This is a genomic window from Mesorhizobium sp. M7A.F.Ca.AU.002.02.1.1 (assembly GCF_003998535.1).
Lineage (GTDB): Bacteria > Pseudomonadota > Alphaproteobacteria > Rhizobiales > Rhizobiaceae > Mesorhizobium > Mesorhizobium ciceri.
The window spans coordinates 1-3,547 of record NZ_RZPB01000629.1 but is presented as its reverse complement, the minus strand read 5'-3'; the positions used below and the strand labels follow the sequence as shown (position 1 = coordinate 3,547).

Annotated in this window: 5 protein-coding genes; 2 read left to right on the top strand and 3 right to left on the bottom strand. The window is 62.3% G+C overall.

The features are described 5' to 3' along the window. Nucleotides 1-330, bottom strand: a 330-nt coding sequence (locus EN879_RS28215) for a hypothetical protein (protein ID WP_127274392.1), incomplete at its 3' end; no start/stop codon positions are given. A 315-nt stretch (nt 331-645) separates the two neighbouring features. Further along, nucleotides 646-1,263 carry an outer membrane protein gene (locus EN879_RS28210; RefSeq protein WP_082826646.1) on the bottom strand — a complete coding sequence of 206 codons (618 nt, stop codon included), beginning with the start codon at nt 1,261-1,263 and terminating at the stop codon, nt 646-648. Between the two features lie 457 nt (nt 1,264-1,720). On the opposite strand from EN879_RS28210, the gene EN879_RS28205 reads away from it, so the two are divergent. Beyond that, on the top strand, nt 1,721-1,984 hold the full coding sequence (locus EN879_RS28205) for a DUF6460 domain-containing protein (RefSeq protein ID WP_013533620.1): 264 nt from the start codon (nt 1,721-1,723) through the stop codon (nt 1,982-1,984). A 76-nt stretch (nt 1,985-2,060) separates the two neighbouring features. Here EN879_RS28205 and EN879_RS28200 read toward each other — a convergent pair whose 3' ends face one another. Then, complete coding sequence (locus tag EN879_RS28200; protein WP_063170026.1) at nt 2,061-2,966, bottom strand: histone deacetylase; 906 nt, start codon at nt 2,964-2,966, stop codon at nt 2,061-2,063. 171 nt (nt 2,967-3,137) lie between these two features. On the opposite strand from EN879_RS28200, the gene EN879_RS28195 reads away from it, so the two are divergent. Further along, a partial coding sequence (locus tag EN879_RS28195) for an MATE family efflux transporter (protein ID WP_245493877.1) occupies nt 3,138-3,547 on the top strand: 410 nt, incomplete at its 3' end.

Sequence of the window (3,547 nt, the reverse complement as noted above, 5' to 3'; positions counted from 1 at the left end):
GGCATAGAACGTATAGAAGCATTCCTGGCGCTCGATATAGCCAGGCGTTTCGGTTTCTTCGTAGACGGTTCCGTGTTTTGTGTGGCGAACTTCGCCGCTGGAGCTTCCGGAAACCGCATTGGTGGATATTTTCCGCCACTGATAGGCCCGCTCGCCCCGGCCGAGATCAACGACGGCGGTCGGCGGCCCGTAGTCCAGAATGACCGATTCGACCGGTTGCCCGATGTAGTTCTTCATGATGTCGGAGGCGCATCCCGTCAGCACCAGCACGATCGCGATGAAGAACGCCTTGGAGATCCACACCAGATGGTTTGCGCTGCGTTTGGACATATCCGATTCCCGTCATCAAGGTCATCCGCGGCACCGAATGCATGTCGCCCAAAAGCGGTCCCGGTTTTGGGACAACGACATGCACAAAACAAAACCTGAAGCGGGCCGCATGATCCGTTTCGATGCGACGCGCTTTAGGACGTGAAGATTGCATCGGCATTACGCAGGACCTGGCACCCAAATGCGGTCTGCCGACATGCGTCGATGACGGTGCGGATGGAGGCAAAGCAATCGCGCGGCCCCGTTGCATCCGGGCGCCGCGCAAGGTCGTTCAAGCAGAATACAGAACAGGTTCAACGGAACCCATGGCCTGCCCTAGAACCGGTAGTTGATGCCGGCCTTCAGTTCATGGCTGCCGATCGTCGCCTTGGATTTGCCCAGGGCGGACGTCGTTTCGACGCCTGGGGTGCGCACATAGTCATATTCGACCTTGGCCGAGAGGCCGCCGGCAAAACCCTGCTCGATGCCGCCGCCGACCAGATAGCCGAGTTTCCATCCGTCGATATCGTTCACCTTGTCGCCCTTGTCGAATTTGGTCATGGCGACGCCGCCGGTTCCAAACAGCAGCGTCTGGTCGAAGCTCAAGCCGGCCTTGGCCTTGGCGGCACCGCGCCATTTTTCCTTGATCTTGCCGCCCCGGACGTCGTGCTCGGCGCCGCCCAGATAGGAGCCCTCGATCTCGGCACCGAGAACCGCTGGACCCATCTGCTGGTTGTAGCCGGCCTGAACGCCGCCGCTGAGACCATTCCTGCCGGCAAACGGGTTCGGCATCCCGGTGAACGCCGTGCCGCCATGCACGCCGACATAGGCGCCGCTCCACTGGAACGCGGGGGGATCATTGTAGGCGGGCGAAAGGTCGGCGGCCATCGCCGGCCCCAGGAGGTACATGGCAAGGGCACTTGCCGTCAGGATGATCTTTGCTTGAGAGAACACTGCATTACTCCAACACACGCGCGCATCCGGCAATCGATGCGCAGGTTTCCCGAAGAACTCGACCGTTGAGGCGGTCGGGCTCCGATTTGGTGTCTTTCAGGGATGGTTGCGCGGTCCTGGGACTGGCTTTCGCCAGTTGTGGTAGGGGGTCAGATCGCCCGCGCGGCCAATCGCCTGAAAGACGCCGACCGTCTCGCAGGCGAAAATTGCACGCACATTGCGGGAAATCGAAAAATGAAGGTTTTTCGCTTTGTTTTCAATAAATTAAAGCGATGTTGTTTACGCAAATTTAACAGTCTGGCGCGGGTTTAGTCCGTTTGGCAGCACAAGCCTGCCATGCAATCGCGCGGTGCAGGCCGTTGGCATCCCGCAAAACTCCCGGCTTGAAGCGGACAAGCCAAGTGCGTATGTCTGGCCGACGCCCTCGAGCCTGGGTGCCTCAATCGGGAGACGAGCCTTGTCCGCACTGACGCGCTTTCTTGGCGACTCGCCGCTCAAGGTGATCCTGAAACTGCTGGTGGTGTCTTTCCTCGTCGGCCTGGTCATGAATGCCTTCGGCTGGTCGCCGATGGATGTGCTCTACGGCATCCGGAAGTTCTTCATGGACCTGTGGAATCTCGGCTTCCACGCCATCGACCGCTTCCTCGGCTATATCCTGCTGGGCGCGGCTATCGTCGTGCCGGCCTTCATCCTGCTCAGGCTTGCCAACTACCGGAAGTAGAGCATGATCCCGAAAAGTGGGAACCGGTTTTCTCGGACAAACGGAAACCGTTTGTCCCGAGATCATGCTTGAAGAACTACCGGGCGTAGCCTGCGGCGACCTCGAACAGGATGGCGTGGCGCGCGGCAAGGGCGGGCACATCGGTGGAATAGCCACCGCCGATGACGCCGCAGACCGGAACGCCCTGCGCGCGAAAATGGCTGATGACCATGTCGTCACGGGCGCGCAGACCGTCATCCGACAGCGACAGCCTGCCAAGCCGGTCATCTGCATGGACGTCGACGCCGGCATTGTAGAACACGATGTCCCAATGCGCCTGGGCGGACAGCTCCGGCAGGATGGCGGCGAGCCTCTCGAGATAGGCAGCGTCACCCGTGCCATCGGGCAGCGCGACATCGAGGTCGGAGGCGATCTTGCGCACGGGGTAGTTGCGGTCGCCATGCATGGAAAAGGTGAACACGCGCGGGTCATCGGCGAGAATATCCGCCGTGCCGTCGCCCTGGTGCACGTCGAGATCGACGACCAGGATGTTTCGTGCCGCGCCTTCGGCCAGCAGCACCAATGCGGCGACGGCGACATCGTTGAAGGTGCAGAAGCCCGCGCCTTGCGCGCGCCGCGCATGGTGGCTGCCGCCGGCAGTGTTGCAGGCGATACCGTGGCGCAAGGCCAGCCGCGCCGCCAGCACCGTGCCGCCGGTGGCAAGCTGCGCGCGCAGCGAGACGCGGGGGCCGATCGGAAAACCGATCTCGCGTTCGATCTTTTCGGGCACGCGGCAGTTGACGACCTGGTCGACATAGTCCGCCGCATGGGCAAGCTCCAGCCATGAAGCCGGCGCCGGTTCGGCGGTGCTGAGCGCCTCGGGGCCGGCGAGGCCGCGTGTCCGCAGCGCCTCCATCAGCAGGGGATATTTGCTCATCGGAAAGCGATGGTTGACGGCGAAGCCGGCGTCGTAGTCGGGATGATGGACGATCTGCAGAGGCATGAACTCGTATCCGGCTGGCTCACGCCAGACCGGGATTTCGGTTGGCCGTCAAGGGATAGGTGATTGCGCGGTGGCCGGAAAATGGGGCACATCGACGGTTCCATCAAGCCGCAATCAGCAAGGCAGCAATCCTTGGACAAAGGTGCAACCCCAGCCGACGCCGGATCCCCGATCCTCTCGGGATCGCCGATTCACTCCGGATCATTTGTCGTCACCAACCGCTCCGTGCTCGCCATCGCGGTGCCGATGACGCTAGCCTATCTGACGACGCCGATGCTCGGCCTGGTCGACACGGCTGTCGTCGGCCAGTTCGGCGATGCCGCCTTGCTTGGCGGCCTGGCGGCCGGCGCATTGATCTTCGACGTCGTCTTCACCTCTTTCAATTTCCTGCGCTCGGGCACCACCGGCCTTGTCGCACAGGCGTTCGGGCGTGGCGATGCCCTGGAGGAACAGGCGGTGTTCTGGCGCGCCGTGCTGATCGCGGTTATCGCCGGCATCGTGCTCGCTGCCCTTGCGCCGCTGGTCGCCATCGCCGGGCAAAAATTCATGGGCGCCGAACCGCGCGTCAGCGAGGCGATGGG

Excerpts from the sequence above, each read along its gene's own strand:
- EN879_RS28200 (WP_063170026.1), bottom strand. The coding sequence starts at position 2,966 with ATGCCTCTGCAGATCGTCCATCATCCCGACTACGACGCCGGCTTCGCC.